Source organism: Streptococcus vestibularis ATCC 49124 (assembly GCF_000188295.1).
GTDB lineage: Bacteria > Bacillota > Bacilli > Lactobacillales > Streptococcaceae > Streptococcus > Streptococcus vestibularis.
In genome coordinates this window covers 106401-123803 of the sequence record NZ_GL831112.1, presented here as the reverse complement: position 1 = coordinate 123803, position 17403 = coordinate 106401, and the positions used below count along the sequence as shown (strand labels likewise).

Here is a 17403-nt window from a genome sequence, read left to right as displayed (position 1 = left end):
TAACTGCTGTATCTCTTGATTGGACAATATTTCAACCAAATAAGACGACAAATAGTTGTCTATATTATACCTAATTTTTTGCTTTTTTGCAAGTTTTCTTGGTAATTCCTAATGTCCTTCAAGAATGCTAGACCAGGCTTTTTGATAGTCACTGTCAGTTCCACCAATAGCAAATTTGTAGGTTGTATCCCCAGGCCCATTTTTAGCCCAATAAGTATCAACCATTTCACCACTTACAGAAACATTACGACCATTGACAGACACTGTTGCTGGTTTAAGGCCTGTTGATTTGAGCACACTTGCCTTAATGGCACTTGAATCGATATTAAACTTATCTCCCGTTTTAAAAATACTCGGATTAGCATTGTAGATGGCGGAAGTTAAACGAGCCATATATTGCGCATTGTAGGTGTAACCCGTTTTAGAATTGGTAGGTGCATTGTCATCATAACCAGCCCAACCTCCAAGGGTAATACCAGGCGTCGATACTATCAACCAAGCATCCGCAAAGTTATCTGTCGTTCCTGTTTTACCCATCCAGTCAGCTGAGGCTGCTGCACCATTGACATTTTTCAACTCAGAATAAAATTGGGTTGTCGCTCCTTTAACCACAACTTCCTTGAGCAGGTTATCCATAATGCTAGCCGTAGCTCTTGAAAAGACCTGAACCCCTTCAGATTTATGCTGATAGATAACTTCGCCAGTCCGGTCAGTAATACTATCAATCATATGGCCCTTCTCATAGACACCACCATTTGAAAGCATTTGATAGGCATTTACCTGTTGGGCAACCGTGGTTTCAATCCCTCCACCAAGAGGTAGACTCTCGATATTGTAGTTAGCAATCTTATAACCCATCTTGGTCATATAGCCCTCAACGTCAACATCATGACGTTGAAGCATTTGATAAGTCCAAAAGGCTGGAATGTTCCATGAGGTATTGAGTGCTTCTTGAAGATTCATCATAGCTGTACCCTTATCACCATCATGGAGAATAGGCGTTCCACCCGTAAAATTAGTTGGGTAGTTAGAAAGGATACTTGAGCTACCCATCAAACCTTGATCAATAGCAATTCCATAAGCGATAATAGGCTTAATAGAAGATCCAGGAGAACGAGCAGTATCAAAGGCATGGTTATTCTGGTTATTCTCATAATTACGACCACCGACAAATCCTAAGATTGCTCCAGTCGCATTATCCATGAGCACATTTCCGACTTCAACTCCACTATTTCCACCTTGGTCGAGGAGGCCACCATATTGAGTCGCAGCATCTTGCATCGCATTATAAACTGCATTATCAATAGTTGTCTTAACGCTGTAGCCACCGGTTTGTAGCTCTTTAAGGGCCATCTCACGATAGGTTTCCTTGGTCTTATCATTTTTCAAATCTTGACTCGACACCTTGTCACGTTTAACGAGATAATCATACATGACATCCTGAGCCTCAGACATGACAGAATAGTACAAATAGTCATGACTTACGGCATCAGACTTCTCACCAGCCTTGAAATCTTTAGTGATATCATAATCCTTATAGCTTTCATACTGCGACTTATCTAGATAGCCACCGCGATAAAGATTGTAGAGTACATCTTGTTGACGTGCCAAGCCATAAGAAAGATCCTCTGCGTTTTTTAATTGTCCATCAGCTGTATAAGGTGAGTAGACAATCGGGCTCTGTGGCAAACCTGCCAGATAGGCCGCCTGAGGAACTGTCAAACCCGCAGCAGAGACCCCAAAAATCCCTTGTGCAGCCTCTTCGATACCAGCAATATTTTTCCCCTTGTTGTTACGACCAAAAGGAGAAACATTCAGATAATCAGTTAAAATTTCATTTTTGGAAGCGCGACGCTCCAATTGTAAAGCATAGATAATCTCTGCCGCCTTACGTTTGAAGGTTGGTGCATCTCCTGTTACCTGTTGCTTGATTAACTGTTGAGTCAGAGTTGAACCACCACTTGAAGAGCCAACTCCCAAAACTGATGATACCAACGCCCTAAAAACTGCCTTTGGTACAACACCCTTATGCTTTTTAAAATTTTCATCCTCAGTCGCAATGATGGCATTTTTGACATTGTTAGAAATCGCATCACTCTCAATAGGTGTTCTCAGCAAGTCAGTGTCAATATCCGCAATCTTCTTGGAATCGGAATAGCTCATCGAAGATACCAAACTAACCTCACTAATCTGATTCAACAAGGTTTTGTCCTTAATCGATGGAACAGACTCAATTTGACTCCCCAGATAACCCAAACCAATTCCTGCACCGAATAGGGTAAGAACGATAATAACCACATAAAAGAAATCAGACAAGAGCTTTAAGGTTTTTAAGAAAACATCACCCATGTCTAAGAGTGTCACCCCATCCTCAGGCGACTTCCGTGCTTGCTTACGATTCCACTTAGATCCAGTCGTAGCTTTCCTTTCTTTAAAATATTTATCTCCTCTTTTAGACCTAGGACTAGCAAACTTTGTACGAATAGTCTGCCCTAGTCGCCTAAAATAATTTATTATTTTTTCAAAATTCATAGAAATACCTCAAAGCCTATTATAACAAACTTTGACAAAGCTTGCATAGGGTTGCTTTCTTTTGGTATAATGGTGCAGAATATACTTTACTGGAGAATATCATGACAATTTTTGAAGAACTAAAAGCACGTGGCTTGATTTTTCAAACCACTGATGAAGAAGCCCTTGTAAAAGCCTTTGAAGAGGGACCAGTCTCATACTACACTGGTTATGACCCAACAGCAGACAGTCTCCACCTTGGACACCTTGTCGCTATCCTTACTAGTCGTCGCCTTCAATTGGCTGGCCACAAACCTTACGCCCTTGTTGGGGGTGCGACAGGTTTGATTGGTGACCCATCATTTAAAGATGCTGAGCGTAGCCTCCAAACCAAAGAAACCGTTGAAGGTTGGGTAGAAAAAATCCAAGGCCAACTCTCTCGCTTCCTTGATTTTGAAAATGGTGACAACAAAGCCGTTATGGTCAACAACTATGACTGGTTTGGTTCAGTTAGCTTCATCGATTTCTTGCGTGATGTCGGTAAATACTTCACAGTTAACTACATGATGAGCAAGGAATCTGTTAAGAAACGTATCGAAACAGGTATCTCTTACACTGAGTTCGCTTACCAAATTATGCAAGGTTACGACTTCTATGAACTCAATGATAAATATGGCGTAACCCTCCAAATTGGTGGTTCTGACCAATGGGGTAACATGACAGCAGGTACTGAGCTATTGCGTCGTAAAGCGGACAAATCTGGACACGTTATCACAGTTCCACTTATCACAGATTCAACCGGTAAAAAATTCGGTAAATCTGAAGGTAACGCTGTCTGGCTTGACTCTACTAAGACAACACCTTACGAAATGTACCAATTCTGGCTTAACGTTATGGACGATGACGCCGTTCGTTTCTTGAAAATTTTCACTTTCTTGTCACTTGAAGAAATCGAAGAAATCGGTAAAGAATTTGACCAAGCTCGTCACCAACGTTTAGCACAAAAGGTTCTGGCTCGCGAAGTTGTTACTTTGGTTCACGGTAAAGAAGCCTATGAACAAGCTGTTCACATCACTGAACAACTCTTCGCTGGTAACCTTAAAGCTCTCTCAGCACGTGACCTTAAAGTTGCCCTTAACGGTGTCCCAACATATGAAATTTCAGCAGATGAAAATCTGAACATTGTTGAACTTCTCGTCAATGCAAAAATTTCACCATCTAAACGTCAAGCACGTGAAGATGTCCAAAACGGCGCTATCTACATCAACGGTGAACGTGTACAAGACCTGGATTACACTCTCTCAGATACAGATAAAATTGATAATGAAATTACTGTTATCCGTCGTGGTAAGAAGAAAAACTTTGTCTTGACTTACTAATTTATAGCTATTCTCACTCCTTAATGGAGTGAGTTTTTTTATCCAAAAAAAGCAGTCGGATTCCCAACTACTCTCTTCAGAACACAAAAAACCAGTACTAGACTGGTTTTTGAGACTATCACATTAGTTATAGATTTTGAATGCGTCATCGTCATTTTGACCAACGAATGGCATTGCTTTACGCAATTCAGCACCAATCTTTTCAATTTCAAGCTCTTCAGCTTCTTTACGGTAAGCTTTCAAACGTGGGAAGCCAGCATCATGGTCTTCAACGAATTCACGTGCAAATTTACCTGATTGGATATCCGCAAGGGCAGCTTTCATGTTTTCTTTGACTTCTGGACCGATGACACGTGGACCAGTTACAAAGTCACCAAATTCTGCAGTATTTGAACATGATTGACGCATTTTCTTGAATCCACCTTCGTAGATCAAGTCAACGATCAATTTCATTTCGTGAAGCACTTCAAAGTAAGCCAATTGTGGTGCATAGCCTGCTTCAGTCAAGACTTCAAAACCAGCTTCAATAAGATGTGTCAACCCACCCATAAGAACCGCTTGCTCACCAAACAAATCTTCTTCAGTTTCTTCTTTAAATGTTGTTACAAGTAATCCAACACGTGCAGAACCAATACCTTTAGCCCAGTCCATAGCGATGTCTTTAGCATTGCCTGTAGCATCTTGATATACTGCGTAAAGTGCTGGAACACCAAAGCCTTCTGTATATGTACGGCGTACCAAGTGACCTGGTCCTTTAGGAGCAACCATAAAGACATCAACATCTTTAGGGACTTTGATGAATTCGAAGTGGATGTTAAATCCGTGTGCAAAACCAAGAGCTTTGCCTGCACTCAAGTTTGGCTCAATTTCATCTTTATAGATATCTTTTTGAATTTCATCTGGTGCCAAAACCATAATGATATCAGCCAATTTAGTTGCTTCTGCTACTGTGTAAGTATCAAAACCATCTTCTTTAGCTTTATCAAATGATTTACCTGGACGAACACCGATGATCACATCGTGACCTGAATCACGCAAGTTTTGTGCATGCGCATGACCTTGTGAACCGTAACCGATAACGGCGATTTTTTTACCGTCAAGTGCTGCTACTTTTACGTCTTTTTCATATTCCATTTGAACTGCCATAGTAATATGTCTCTTTTCTAAAAAAATATTTTATTGCCTTTTTAAGGCTGGGTTAACAAATTTAGGTTGGATTTTTTAATCACGGGTAAATCCAGTAGCACCCGTACGAGCGATATTCTTGATTCCGTAAGGACGAATAACTCGTAGAAGCGCCTCGCTCTTTTCAGCATCACCTGTCATCTGGATAGTGATAGAGCTTGGTGCTACATCAACCACCGAAGCACGGAAAGGTTGAATAATCGCCAAGATTTCAGCACGCTTAGATGTTGGTGCTGATACCTTAATTAGGATAACTTCACGTTCCAAGTGTGGCTGATCCGTGATATCACGGATACGAATCACATCAATCTGACGATTAAGCTGTTTGATGATTTGTTCCACTTCATTTTGAGAATTCACATCAATAATAATCGTAATACGTGAAACGTTAGGATCCTCAGAAGCCCCTACAGAGATACTTTCAATATTAACTTGACGTCGTGAAAGAACACCTGTGAAGCGGTTAAGGACACCCGAACGGTTCTGAAGTTTAGCTGTTAACATTCTACGCATTGAACTTCACCCCCAACATTTCGTGATTACTCTTACCAGCCGGAACGATTGGCAAGACATGCTCTTTACGAGAGATATCCACCTCGATGAACATTGGCACGTCTTCCTTGATAACTTCCAAATCCTGATCAATTGTCTCTGGATTATCAAACTTGTAAGACTTAATGCCGTAAGCTTGAGCCATCAATTGGAAATCCGGAAGAGTATCAAAGACAGACTCTGATGTACGCCCTTCGTAGAAGGACTCTTGCCATTGACGTACCATACCAAGCGAGTGATTGTTCAACATAACAACCTTGATTGGCACCTTGTAAATATTTAAGATAGCCAATTCTTGGTTCGTCATTTGGAAACCACCATCACCAACAAAGAGGATAACTTCTTTATCAGGATTAGCAATTTTAGCACCAATTGCTGCTGGGACACCGAATCCCATTGTTCCAAGACCACCTGAGGTCACCAATTGACGCTCATTTTGGTATGGATAATACTGAGCTGTCCACATTTGATGTTGACCAACGTCAGTAACAACAACGGCGTCACCCTTAGTCAATTCACCAATACGCTCGATAACCGACTGAGGCTGTACCATACGTTCTTTCTTATCGTAAGAACGTACACGCTCTTTGTCTTTTGTAACTTTTTCAATCCATTTTTCAGTGTTATTCTGAACTACCGGTTCTGCTAAGAGCATTTCAAGGGCTTGTTTAGCATCACCAACAACCGGAAGGTCCACTGCAATAATTTTACCAATCTCAGCTGGATCTACATCAATATGGACAACCTTAGCATTTTTAGCAAATGTTTTAGGATTACCTGTCAAACGATCATCAAAACGACAACCAATGGCAATCATAAAGTCAGCATCGGTCATAGCAATGTTAGCCGCATATGAACCGTGCATACCACCCATCCCCAAGAAAAGGGGATGACTAGTAGCAATTGTCCCTTGTCCTAGAAGACTTGTAACAACTGGGATTTGGTAGCGCTCTGCAAAAGCAACTAGCTCCTTAGCAGATTCGGAATAAGACACCCCACCTCCAGCTACAATAACCGGCTTTTTAGCTTTCCCCAACTGCTTCAAGATTTTCTTGATTTGCATTTCGTTTGGTCTTAGCGTCGGTTGGTAACTTGGAAGATTAATTTCAGTATCATTGATGAAGGCTGTTTCCTTAGCTACGACATCTTTAGGGAGGTCGATAACAACTGGACCAGGACGACCAGTTGTTGCGATATGAACCGCTTCTCGAATAATACGAGGAATATCAGCCGTATCACGAATCTGGTAGTTGTATTTGGTAATTGGCATGGTAATTCCGACAATGTCAGCCTCTTGGAAGGCATCCTTACCAATACCTGATGTTGCTACCTGACCTGTAAAGACCAGGAGAGGTACACTATCACTCATAGCATCTGCAATCCCGGTAATAGCATTTGTTGCACCGGGACCACTCGTTACAAGAGCAACACCAAGTTTACCAGTTGATTTAGCATAACCTTCAGCTTCGTGCAGACTTCCTTGCTCATGACGAGACAAAATATGATTAATATCTTCATTTTTGTAAATAGCATCATACAAAGGAAGAACCGCTCCGCCAGGATACCCAAAAATAGTTGAAATCCCAAGTTCAAGAAGTGTATCAAGAATCAAATCAGCACCAGAGCGTGCTTCTTCAAGTTCAATTTTCTCCACATGGACCTCCTTTAGCAATTGTTTTTTTCGAATTGTCTAAAAATTCAAAACCTTGTATACTATAATAACATTTTTAACTAAATTTGCAAGGGTTTCAGAGAAAAATATCACAAACTCTTCGGAAATAATATTCTTAGTTTTTTTCTTGTGCTTGACGTTCTGCTTTACGTTCTTCAAATTCTTCATCACTCATCAGAGTTCCACCGACATTAGCTGATTTAGCAAAAGCAGTGTAACGGCGCAACCATCCACTTGAGATCTTAGATTTGAAAGGTTTCAAATGTTTACGGCGTGCTTCAAGTGTCGCATCATCTACGAGCAAATCAATGGTACGGTTGGGAAGATCAATCACAATTTCATCCCCATCTTCAATCAGAGCGATATTGCCACCTTCCGCAGCTTCTGGAGATACGTGACCAATAGCAATACCACGAGTTGCTCCTGAGAAACGACCATCAGTAATCAGAGCAACATCCTTACCAAGACCGCGGCCTACAATCTTAGAGGTTGGCGCTAACATCTCTGGCATACCAGGACCACCCTGAGGGCCTTCGTAACGAATGACAACAACATGGCCCTTCTTAACCGTTCCATTATCAATCAATTCAAGGGCTTGAGCTTGTGAATCACAACAAATGGCTTTACCACGGAAAGTTTTAACGGATGGATCTACACCACCAACCTTGATAACAGCCCCATCCTGAGCAATATTTCCATAAAGGATAGACAAACCGCCAACCGGTGAAATAGGTTGCTCGATTGGATGGATAATTTCTTCATTTTTGATTTCAGCACCAGCTACATTTTCTTTTAAGGTTTTACCAGTAACCGTAATACGATCACCCTTAATGGCACCTTTCTTAATCAACTGATTAATAATTGCTGGAACACCACCTGCTTCATGTACATCATGCATGGTATAGATGCTGGAAGGAGCAATTTTAGAGAGATAAGGTGTCTTCTTAGCAATCTCATTGATGTCCTTAAGGTCATAGTCAATACCAGCCTCACGCGCAATAGCAAGGGTATGAAGAACGGTATTGGTTGAACCACCCATGGCCATATCTAGAGCAAAAGCATCATCGATGGCTTCTTTGGTCACAATATCACGTGGGCGAACATTATTTTTGATGTTATCCATTAATTTTGTGGCTGCTTGACGAACCAATTCACGACGTTCGTCTGAAACGGCTAGGATAGTACCGTTACCTGGAAGGGCAAGACCCAAAACTTCCATCAAACAGTTCATTGAATTGGCAGTAAACATTCCTGAACATGAACCACAAGTCGGACAGGCATTTTTCTCTAAATAATCAAGCTCTTCTTTGCTCATATCTCCAGCCTGATAAGTACCTACAGCTTCAAACAAGCTTGATAAAGTAGCCTGATGACCAGTCATATCAACTCCACCCTTCATAGGTCCACCTGAACAGAATACCGCTGGCACATTAGTACGCATGGCTGCCAAAATCATTCCTGGTGTAATCTTATCACAGTTTGGGATATAGAACACACCGTCAAACCAGTGGGCATTAATAACAGTCTCTGCAGCATCAGCAATTAATTCTCGTGAAGGAAGGCTGTAACGCATCCCAATATGTCCCATGGCAATCCCGTCATCTACACCAATGGTATTAAACTCAAAAGGAATACCACCAGCTTCACGGATAGCCTCCTTGGCAATATCCGCTAATTCACGTAGGTGGACATGTCCTGGAACAATATCAATATAAGAATTACAAATAGCAATAAAGGGCTTTTGCATATCCTTAGAAGATTTAACCTGTCCAGTCGCATACAAAAGTCCACGTGCAGGTGCTTTATCAACACCAACTTTGATCATATCACTTCTCATGACCTTACCTTCAATCTATAAAATTTCTTACAACATATGTTACCACTTTGGAAAGTAATGTCAAGGAATTTTCAGAATATTTCTGTAATTCCGAAAAAATGGCTTTACAGTATCGAAACGATCTAAATAAAAAGGAAGCCCTAAGACTTCCTAAATGATTATTTTTAAATTACTCAACGCTAAAGAGGTATGGATAAACTGGTTGGTCTCCTTGGAAGATTTCAACTTCGATATCTTCGTGAGCCTCTTCCAATTTTTCCGCAAGTGCTTGAGCTTGTTCTTGATTACCTTCTTCGCCGACGTAAATCATAACAATTTCACTGTCTTCGTCAATCATCTTGTCAAAGGTGTCAAGGAGGGCTTGGTCCATATCTGGTGTAGACACAAGGATCTTACCATCCACCATACCAAGGATATCATTTTCATGAATCTCAAGACCATCAATAGTTGTGTCACGTACTGCCAAAGTCACGCTACCACTTGTTACATCTGAAAGACTAACTGTCATAGCTTCAACATTAGCTTCGATACTTTGGCTAGGATCGAAAGCAAGCAAGCTTGTAAAGCCTTGTGGAACTGTACGTGTTTCAACAACAGCCGCATTAACATCCACTACTTCAGCAGCTGATTGTGCTGCCATAAAGATGTTTTTATTATTTGGCAAGATGATAACATTCTTGGCATTAACCTGCTCAATGGCCTTAACGATATCCTCCGTTGATGGGTTCATTGTTTGACCACCTGAAATCACATAGTCAACACCTTGTGATTTGAAGATATCTGCAAGTCCATCTCCGGCAACAACTGCAATAAGGGCAAAGTCTTTAGGAGTAGAAGGCGCAGTTTGAATGGCTTCTGCTTTTTGAACTTGTGCATCGTGTTGATTACGCATGTTGTCAACCTTAACTTTGACAAGAGCACCATATTTAAGACCTTCTTGCATGACAAGACCTGGATCCTCTGTATGGACGTGAACTTTTACAATTTCATCGTCGTTAACAACAAGGAGAGAATCCCCAAGATTACTCAAATAATTTTGGAACTCTTCATAATCAAAGTCTTTCACATAAGTTGGACCTTGTTTGAGACCAACCATGATTTCCGTACAGTACCCGAAGGTAATATCTTCTGTTGCAACATGACCTGCAACTGACTTATGATGTTCTGCATTGATCATCTCTGTCATAGTAGCAGGTGTCGCTTGGAAGTCCTCTGAAGCGATATACTCACCTGTGAGGGCTGACAAGAAACCTTCATAAATAAAGACCAAACCTTGACCACCTGAGTCTACTACACCAACTTCTTTCAAAACTGGAAGCATCTCTGGTGTCTTAGCCAAGGCAGCCTTAGCCCCATCAAGAGCTGCACGCATAACCTCAACAGCATCATTAGTAGATTCAGATTTCTTAACCGCTGCTGAAGCTGCACCACGTGATACTGTAAGAATTGTTCCTTCGACAGGTTTCATAACAGCTTTATACGCAACTTCAACACCTAATTGGAAGGCGTGAGCTAGATCTTGGCCGTCAAGTTCCGTTTTATCCTTGATGCTTTGACCAAAACCACGGAACAATTGTGATGTAATAACACCTGAGTTACCGCGAGCACCCATCAAGAGACCTTTAGACAAAATCTGACCAACTTCACCAACTGTTGAAGCTGTTTGATCTGCGACAGCCTTGGCTCCGTTATCCATAGTCATTCCCATGTTTGTTCCAGTATCTCCATCTGGTACTGGGAAGACATTGAGTGAATTCACATATTCTGCTTGCTTACCTAGACGTGTTGCTGCCGCTTGGACCATCTCCTGAAGTAAGCTTGTTGTAATTTTAGACACTAGTTTTCTCCTACGACTTTGATATTTTGAACGTAAACATTTACTGTTTCAGTCTTGATACCGAGTTGATTCTCAAGATTAAATTTCACACGTTCTTGAATATTTTTTGAAACCTCACTAATCTTAACACCATAACTCATAACAGTGTAGACATCCACAGTGATACCTGCATCAGTAGATTTCACGACAACTCCTTTTGCGTAGTTTTCTTTTCCAAGAAGTGCTTGAAAATTATCTCGGATAGCACTCTTACTTGCCATACCGACAACGCCAAAAATTTCTGTTGCTGAACCGCCAACTACTGTTGCGATGACATCATCTGACAATTCGATTTGACCATCTTTTGTATTGATTTTTACAGTCATAATTACTACCTCAAAAAGTTTTTATCAGCTTATTTTACCATATTCGAGCTTACTTGTAAAAAATAAGAAGAAGATACCCTTTGAATAAAAGTATCTCCTCAATATTTATCATTAAAACTTTCTCTTTATGAGATAACGACGGTACATCACATAGAGGAAGACCGCACGCCATACATTATCAACAACGGTTGCAATCCAAACACCTGCCAGGCCCATTCCCAAACTCACTCCTAGGAAGTAGCCTGAGAAAATTCGGATTAGCCACATCCCAATAGTTGTCGCATAGAAAGGTATCTTAGCCTTACCCAGACCTTGCCAAACTGCTGTGTAGACTAAAGTCGCCGAAGTCACGGGATTTCCTAGGAACGAATAAAGAATAACGACCTGACTAGCAGCAATAGCTGCTTTATTATCTGTAAAGAAGCTTGACAATCCATGGCCAAAAAATAAGATGCTTCCGGAAACCAAAACCATCAAGAAGGTTGAAATCCAGTAAGACTCTCGTATAATACGCTTCATCTGCGCCTTATCCCCTCGCCCCAGACTATTGGAAACCAAGATAACTGTAGCCGTGGCGACTCCCATACCAGGCATATAGTTAAACTGGGTGATATTTTCACCAATGGCATTACCACCGACAACAGCTGTACCAAAGGTAACAATAATAGCCACAATGACCACATCTCCAGCACGCATCATCAGTCGTTCACCTGCTGCTGGCAAAGCAATTCCCAACAACTCCTTGTTAAAAGGTTTGGTAACTTCAAACTGTTTCACATCCAATTTCATTGCAGTCCATAGTATGGCTGTCCCAACTAGGCGAGAACAAACCGTAGCTGTAGCTACCCCAATAATCCCCCAATGTCCAACAAAAATAGCCAAAGAAGATAGAAGAGCGTTAAGAAGATTGGTCAAAAGACTGACGACCATGGAAATACGAGGACGTCCCTTGGCTCGTAGTATATTACCAAAGGTAGTCATCAAAGCTAGAAAGACCACACCTCCACCGACTAGAGCCAAATAGAGACTGCCAGCCTGGGTCACAGATTGCTCAGTGCCCAGAAGATTGAGAATGGATCCACCAACAAAAATGGAGAGTAGACCCAAGACGATACTAAGAGCAAGGGTAATAATAATAGCATCCCAGGTATCTCTGTTAGTCGCTTTAACGTCTCCTTTTCCTAGGCTTCTAGCAATGACACTGGCACTCGAAGCCCCCAGCGCAATGAAGATAGCCTGATAAATCGTAATGATATTATTGGCCACGGAAACCCCCGATATAGCAACAATACCAACCTGAGCTACTAGGTAAGAATCGACAACCCCCATCAACATTTGTAAGAGGTTTTCAGCCATAGCCGGTAAGGCTATGTTTAAAATTTTCTTTGTTTCTGTCATAACATTTTCTTTTATATTGATAAAAATAGGGCTGATTTCTCAGCTCCTATTTTTTATTCTTATACACCAAGATAGCTTTCAACTGCTTTTTGCATATCAGCTGCCGCAACAACTGTTTTATGGCGAACTTCTGCATGTTCAAGTCCATCTACAGCAGCTGGGATAGCTACACCTGAAAGTTGGTGCAAATCTTCTACTGCTTTGAAATCATCCCCACTGTCTTTACCAGTGACAGCTGAAACAGCCACACGTGGGAATTTGTAAGGGCTAGCTGTTGAAGCGATAACTGTTGGTGTGTGGTCATCTGTCTTTTGAACGTATGCTTCGTAAACAGCTGAGGCAACTGCTGTATGAGGATCTTCGATATATTTGTCTTCATCATAGACACGCTTGATTTCAGCAGCTGTTTCATCCTCAGTTGCAAAACCTGCTGCAAACAAATCAAGAATATCTTTATCTGCATCAGCCAAAGTATACTCACCTTTAGTCACAAGTGCATCCATAAGCTCTTTAGTCTTAACCGCATCATTACCAAGAAGGTGGAAAATCAAGCGTTCTAGGTTAGAAGATACCAAAATGTCCATAGAAGGACTTGTTGTTACCTTGAAATCGCGTTTCTTGTCATAAGTACCTGTTGCAAAGAAGTCTGTAAGGACATTATTTTCGTTAGAAGCACAGATTAATTTACCAACTGGGACACCAATTTGACGTGCATAGTAAGCCGCCAAGATGTTACCAAAGTTTCCTGTTGGGACTGTGAAGTTAACCTTATCTCCGTTTTGGATATGACCTGCCTTAACCAACTGCGCATAGGCATATACATAGTAAACCACTTGTGGTACCAAACGACCGACGTTCATTGAGTTAGCTGATGAGAATTGCGTATGATGAGTCAACAATTTCTCACGCAAATCAACATCATTAAACATACGTTTCACATCGGTTTGGGCATCATCAAAGTTACCATCAATGGCAATGACGTGAGTGTTAGCACCTGTTTGAGTTGTCATTTGCAATTCTTGGATTTTTGAAACACCATCTTTTGGATAAAAGACAATAATTTCAGTTCCAGGGACATCTGCAAAACCAGCCATGGCAGCTTTACCAGTATCACCTGATGTCGCTGTCAAAATAACAATCTTGTTATCAACACCTTGTTTCTTCGCTGATGTTGTTAGCAAATAAGGCAAGATTGAAAGCGCCATATCTTTGAAAGCAATGGTAGAACCATGAAAGAGCTCAAGGTTGTAATGGTTTTGAAGTTTGACCACTGGTGCAATAGCAGCTGTATCAAACTTGTCGTCATAAGCATTTGTGATACAGTAATCCAATTCTTCTTCAGTAAAATCATCCAAGAAAGCAGACAAGACTAATTTAGCAACTTCTTGGTAAGAAGCGTCTTTCAATTGATCAAAGTCCAAAGCAATCTCAGGTGTTGTCAATGGGGTGAACAAGCCACCATCTGTTGCCAGTCCTTGAAGAATAGCCTGACTAGCAGTTACTTTATTATTTTCGTCACGTGTTGATTGGTATACAAGTGTCATGGTAAATCCTCTTTTTAGATAGTGTGTGGCTCTATTGTAGCATAATTGTCAGAATATTTCTACACGTATTGTGACTTGTGAGAGAATCATTCGGATTTCACTTGTTTAATTTCATTTAAATACCAGAAAAAATCCGGAATTTCTATCCCAGATTTTCTTTTAAAATTTATCTTTGGTGTCATTCTTAGTTGAAAAAGTGATATCTTTTGATTTACCCTCACCACAATATTCTTTGAGGTTACTGGGTACCTTGATTCTTTTAATTTTTGACCAGGATTGAAGTAAACAGTTACCATCCTATCAGCTTATTATAACAATTCTTAAAGCGTTTTTCTATCTTATTCAGGAAAGTCCTTTATTTTTAGTTTGGATAAACACTCTAATATAGTAGCTTTTAGTAAAAAAGTAGCCCTCATAGAGCTACTTTAGGCTATCACTTAACCTTTGTAGTCAAAGGCAACTTCAATAATTTCTTTCAATTCTGAAATAAGTGGTTCTTTCGGATTAGCTGTTGTACATTGGTCTTCATAAGCATGTTCAGCCAAAGTATAGACAGTGTCTTGAAGAAGTTTCTTAGTAACACCTTGTCCCTTCCAGTTCATGTCAATACCAACGGCAATACCCAATTCGTATACTTTTTGTGCCAAAACTTCAACCAATTCAGCATCTGATTGTTTGTCAGTACCCCATCCCATGAAACGAGCGATGTCTGCGTAATCCTTGTCTGCACGGAAGTAGTCATATTTAGGGAACATAGCGTGTTTTTGAGGATCACGACCATTGTAACGGATTACGTGAGGCATCAAAATCGCATTGGTACGTCCGTGTGGAATGTCAAACATAGGACCAACCTTGTGAGCTAGTGAGTGGTTGATTCCAAGGAAGGCATTGGCAAAGGCCATACCAGCCATTGTAGACGCATTATGCATCTTTTCACGTGATTCTTCATCACCAAAGCGATAAGAATGTTCAAGATTTTCAAAAACAAGTTTAATGGCTTGAAGTGAAAGCCCACGTGTATAGTCGCTAGCCATGACTGATACATAAGATTCAATGGCGTGAGTCAAAACGTCCATACCTGTATCTGCTGTAACGCTAGCAGGCACACTCATAACCAAAGCAGGGTCAACGATGGCAATATCTGGAGTCAAAGCGTAATCTGCCAATGGATACTTGATGTGAGTTTCACTATCAGTGATAACCGCAAATGACGTTACTTCTGAACCTGTCCCTGAAGTTGTTGGGATACAGATAAAGGTTGTCTTCTGAGCGTAAGGAATCTTGTAAGTACGTTTACGGATATCTAAGAATTTTTGTTTAGCGCCGAAGAAGCTTACATCTGGGTGTTCAAAGAACATCCACATAGCCTTAGCAGCGTCCATTGCAGAACCACCACCAAGAGCGATGATAACATCTGGTTGGAAGTCTACAAAGCGTTCTAAACCTTTGTAAACCGTATTCGTAGATGGATTTGGCTCAACATCTGAGAAAACATCTACTGCTGGTTTATGGCGGTTAAGTTCCAATTGGCGTTTAACCAAGTCAGCGTAACCAAACTGAACCATACCAGGGTCACAAACCAACATCACGCGGTCAGCTTCAATGTGACGCAAGTAAGTTATTGAATCTTTTTCGAAGAAGATTTTTGGTGGAACACGAAACCATTGCATGTTATTGCGACGCTTTGACAATGTCTTGACATTCAAGAGATCAAATGAGCTAACATTGTGTGAAACTGAGTTATGACCGTATGAACCACAACCAAGAGTCAATGATGGAATCATATTGTTGTAGATATTACCGATACCACCTTCAGCTGATGGACTATTAACCAAAACACGGCAGGCTTTCATGCGGATACCATATTGGAGTTGAAGCTCTTCATTTTCAGTGTGGATAACAGCTGTATGTCCAAGACCTCCCAAATTGAGCATGCCTTCTGCTTTTTTGAATCCATCCTGAACGCCATCAGATTTGATAAGGGCAAGTACTGGAGACAATTTTTCCAAGGCAAGTGGGTGTTCCATTGTTGCATCTGGAATTTCTGCCAAAAGCATTTTCGTACCTGCAGGTACTTTAAGACCAGCTTTTTCAGCAATTTCCATAGCTGAGTGACCTACAATAGCGCCGTTTACAGCTGTACGCGCCTCATTAAGAACGACTTTTTCTAATTTAGCAATATCAGCTTTTTTAGAAATGATGACACATTGATGTGCCTCAAATTCAGCCTTAACTTCATCATAAATAGCTGCATCAACGATAGCTGCTTGTTCAGAAGCGCAAATCATACCATTGTCAAACGTTTTTGAAACGATGATATCGTTGACAGCACGTTTAACCTTAGCATCAGCAGCAATATAAGATGGGACGTTTCCGGCTCCTACACCAAGCGCTGGTTTACCAGTTGAATAAGCAGCCTTAACCATACCAGGTCCACCAGTCGCAAGCACTGTGGCAATCTTAGGATGGTTCATCAAAAGACCAGTTGCTTCGATAGATGGCTCTTCAATCCACTGGATGCAGTCCTTAGGTGCACCTGCTTCAATAGCTGCATCACGAACGATACGAGCTGCCTCTGCAGATGATTTTTGAGCTGATGGGTGGAAGGCAAAGACGATAGAGTTACGAGTCTTAAGAGCGATAAGGGCTTTGAAAATCGTTGTTGAAGTTGGGTTAGTTGTTGGTGTCACCCCACAGATAACGCCTACTGGCTCAGCGATAGAAACCAAACCTTGTTCTTTATCTTCAGCGATAACGCCTACTGTCCTGTCATATTTAATACTATTCCAAATGTATTCAGAAGCATACATATTTTTGATGGCTTTATCTTCATAAATACCACGACCTGTTTCATCAACAGCCAATTTTGCCAAATACATATGTTTATCTAGGGCAGCAATCGCAGCTTGGTGAACAATGTGGTCCACTTGCTCCTGCGTAAAGTTAGACATGGCATCGAGAGCTTCAACCCCTTTTGTTGCCAATTCATCTATTACTGTTTGAACATCTTTAGTTTGTTTAGTCATATGAAACTCCTTTGAATATTTGTTAAAAACTTCACAAGATTTAATACAAGTCTATTATAGCGCTTTCTATATATTGTGTAAACCCTTACATTGATAA

General features: G+C 40.9%; 11 protein-coding genes. 1 reads left to right on the top strand and 10 read right to left on the bottom strand.

The annotated features are described in order from the left end of the window. Positions 1-108 precede the first annotated feature (108 nt). On the bottom strand, positions 109-2532 hold the full coding sequence (gene pbp1b / locus HMPREF9425_RS00655; protein WP_003095877.1) for a penicillin-binding protein PBP1B: 2424 nt from the start codon (positions 2530-2532) through the stop codon (positions 109-111). Between the two features lie 101 nt (positions 2533-2633). Between pbp1b and tyrS the strand changes: the two genes are divergently transcribed. Next, positions 2634-3890 (top strand): tyrosine--tRNA ligase, encoded by a 1257-nt coding sequence (gene tyrS, locus HMPREF9425_RS00650; protein WP_037621240.1) that lies wholly within the window; start codon positions 2634-2636, stop codon positions 3888-3890. 123 nt (positions 3891-4013) lie between these two features. Here the strand turns inward: tyrS and ilvC are convergent, their stop codons facing one another. From ilvC to adhE, 9 genes are all read right to left on the bottom strand, one after another. Next, entirely contained in the window at positions 4014-5036 is a 1023-nt protein-coding gene (ilvC, locus tag HMPREF9425_RS00645) for a ketol-acid reductoisomerase (RefSeq protein WP_002887024.1), read from the bottom strand. 75 nt (positions 5037-5111) lie between these two features. Beyond that, the gene (gene ilvN, locus HMPREF9425_RS00640; protein ID WP_003095869.1) at positions 5112-5588 is read right to left on the bottom strand and encodes an acetolactate synthase small subunit; all 477 of its coding nucleotides are present in this window, start codon (positions 5586-5588) and stop codon (positions 5112-5114) included. Continuing rightward, positions 5581-7281 (bottom strand): acetolactate synthase large subunit, encoded by a 1701-nt coding sequence (locus tag HMPREF9425_RS00635; protein WP_003092011.1) that lies wholly within the window; start codon positions 7279-7281, stop codon positions 5581-5583. The genes ilvN and HMPREF9425_RS00635 overlap by 8 nt, the downstream gene beginning before the upstream one ends. A gap of 133 nt (positions 7282-7414) precedes the next feature. Continuing rightward, the gene (ilvD, locus tag HMPREF9425_RS00630) at positions 7415-9136 is read right to left on the bottom strand and encodes a dihydroxy-acid dehydratase (protein WP_003095867.1); all 1722 of its coding nucleotides are present in this window, start codon (positions 9134-9136) and stop codon (positions 7415-7417) included. 169 nt (positions 9137-9305) lie between these two features. Further along, positions 9306-10973, bottom strand: coding sequence for a DAK2 domain-containing protein (locus HMPREF9425_RS00625; protein WP_003095865.1), 1668 nt, complete (start codon positions 10971-10973; stop codon positions 9306-9308). Beyond that, on the bottom strand, positions 10973-11338 hold the full coding sequence (locus HMPREF9425_RS00620; RefSeq protein WP_003092032.1) for an Asp23/Gls24 family envelope stress response protein: 366 nt from the start codon (positions 11336-11338) through the stop codon (positions 10973-10975). Before HMPREF9425_RS00620 ends, HMPREF9425_RS00625 begins: the two co-directional genes overlap by 1 nt. Positions 11339-11449: 111 nt before the next feature. Further along, positions 11450-12736 carry an MATE family efflux transporter gene (locus tag HMPREF9425_RS00615; RefSeq protein ID WP_003095863.1) on the bottom strand — a complete coding sequence of 429 codons (1287 nt, stop codon included), beginning with the start codon at positions 12734-12736 and terminating at the stop codon, positions 11450-11452. A gap of 59 nt (positions 12737-12795) precedes the next feature. Continuing rightward, positions 12796-14280 carry a threonine synthase gene (thrC, locus tag HMPREF9425_RS00610; protein ID WP_003095862.1) on the bottom strand — a complete coding sequence of 495 codons (1485 nt, stop codon included), beginning with the start codon at positions 14278-14280 and terminating at the stop codon, positions 12796-12798. Positions 14281-14717: 437 nt separating this feature from the next. Beyond that, complete coding sequence (adhE, locus tag HMPREF9425_RS00600) at positions 14718-17351, bottom strand: bifunctional acetaldehyde-CoA/alcohol dehydrogenase (RefSeq protein WP_282645303.1); 2634 nt, start codon at positions 17349-17351, stop codon at positions 14718-14720. Positions 17352-17403 lie beyond the last annotated feature (52 nt).